Genomic DNA, 1862 nt, shown 5'->3' on the forward strand with positions numbered 1-1862 from the left:
TGGTGGGGCGCCGAGGTCCGCGAGGAGGGCTTCGCGGACGGCGCCCAGGGCGAGAAGGTGCGCGTGCCCCTCGCCGACGGCACGCTCTTCCGCGTGGGCATCGATCCGGATCCGGCGCTCATCCCCAGCCTGCTCACCCTCGCCGATGTGATGGGGACCGGCCACCACGCCGCGGTCTCGGCCGGCGTCACCGCGGGCTCGACCGTCGCGGTCGTCGGCGACGGCGCGGTCGGCCTCTGCGCCGTCCTGGCGGCCAAGCGCCTCGGCGCGACCACGATCATTGCGATGTCGCGGCACGAGTCGCGGCAGAACCTCGCCCGACGCTTCGGGGCGACCCACATCGTCGAGACCCGCGGCGACGAGGGCGTCGCGCGCGTCCGCGAGCTGACCGGCGGGATCGGCGCCGACTGCGTGCTCGAGTGCGTCGGCACCAAGGAGTCGATGCAGCAGGCCCTCGACTCCGCCCGCCCCGGCGGCATGGTCGGCTACGTCGGCGTCCCCAACGGAGGCCCCGAGCTGCCCGTCCGCCAGATGTTCGGCTCGAACGTGGGCGTCAACGGCGGAGTCGCGCCGGTCCGCGGCTACATGGCCGAGCTGCTGCCCGACGTGCTCAGCGGCGCGATCGAGCCCGGTCTGGTCTTCGACCTCGAGCTGCCCCTCGAGGAGATCGCCGAGGCGTACGCCGCCATGGACGAGCGCCGCGCGATCAAGACCCTCGTGCGTCCGTAGTCCCGCGGAGGGGCGCCGGCACGGCCGCGAGGAGTAGCCTCCCGCGCATGACCGCGTCAGCCCGCACCGCCGCGACGGCGCCCCTCTTCCACCCCGACCTCGCGCTCGGCCGCTTCCTCCCGCCGATCGTCCTCGGCCCGCGACTGCTGCGCCTCGCCACGCGACGCGCCGCCGAGGGAGGCGAGGCTCCGCCCGACATCGTGGTCGACGACCTCGAGATCCCCGTCGCCGGAGCCGCTCCCGTCCGGGCCCGCAGCTACCGGCCGCGCATCCTCCGCGGTACCGCTCCCGCGCTCCTCTGGGTGCACGGCGGCGGCATGGTGCTCGGCAGCCACCTCCAGGACGAGGCGTCCTGCATCGACTTCGCCCGCACCCTGGGCATCACGGTCGTCTCCGTCGACTACCGCCTCGCGCCCGCGCATCCGGCCCCGGCTGCCGTCGAGGACGTGCTGGCCGCGTTCGACTGGCTCGTCGAGCACGCGCAGGAGCGCGGCGTCGACCCGGCGCGCATCGCCGTCGGAGGCGCGAGCGCGGGCGGCGGCATCGCCGCGGGTGCGACCCTCCTCGCCCACGACCGCGGAGGAGCGCAGCCCGCGTTCCAGCTGCTCGTCTACCCGATGCTCGACGACCGCACCGTCACCCGGCCCGGTCCTCCTCCTCGCGGAGTCCGCGTCTGGACCCCGGGCAGCAACCGCTTCGGCTGGACCGCCTACCTCGCCGGCGAGCCCGGCGGCCCCGGCGTCACGGCCTACGCCGCCCCCGCCCGCCGCGACGACCTCACGGGCCTGCCGCCGGCCTGGATCGGCGTCGGCGGCCTCGACCTCTTCCACGACGAGGACGTCCGCTACGCCGAGCGCCTGCGCGCGGCCGGAGTGCCGTGCGGGCTCGAGATCGTGGAGGGCGCCTTCCACGGCTTCGACGCCCTGTTCCGCCGGACCGGCGTGGCGAAGCGCTTCTGGGCGGCGCAGGCCGCGGCGCTCGGCGAGGCCCTCCTCGCCTGACCTCCGCGTCGACGCGCCGGGACGATTCCGTCTCCGGCGCTCGGCACTGCGAGGCTGAGGGGCGACGGCCGCCGCCGTCCGCGCGTCACCCGTGCCGTGCCTGCCGCGCACCCGTCTCCGCCCCGTCGCCCC

At 76.1% G+C, this 1862-nt stretch carries 2 protein-coding genes; both read left to right on the top strand.

The window, feature by feature from the left end:
- Positions 1-729, top strand: a 729-nt coding sequence (locus C5C95_RS17010; RefSeq protein ID WP_104324915.1) for a zinc-binding dehydrogenase, incomplete at its 5' end; no start/stop codon positions are given.
- Positions 730-776: 47 nt separating this feature from the next.
- Positions 777-1730: an alpha/beta hydrolase gene (locus C5C95_RS17015; protein ID WP_104324916.1), complete on the top strand. Its 954-nt coding sequence runs from the start codon at positions 777-779 to the stop codon at positions 1728-1730.
- Positions 1731-1862 lie beyond the last annotated feature (132 nt).

Origin of the sequence: Rathayibacter sp. AY1B7 (genome assembly GCF_002932735.1) — a bacterium.
Classification (GTDB): Bacteria; Actinomycetota; Actinomycetes; order Actinomycetales; family Microbacteriaceae; genus Rathayibacter.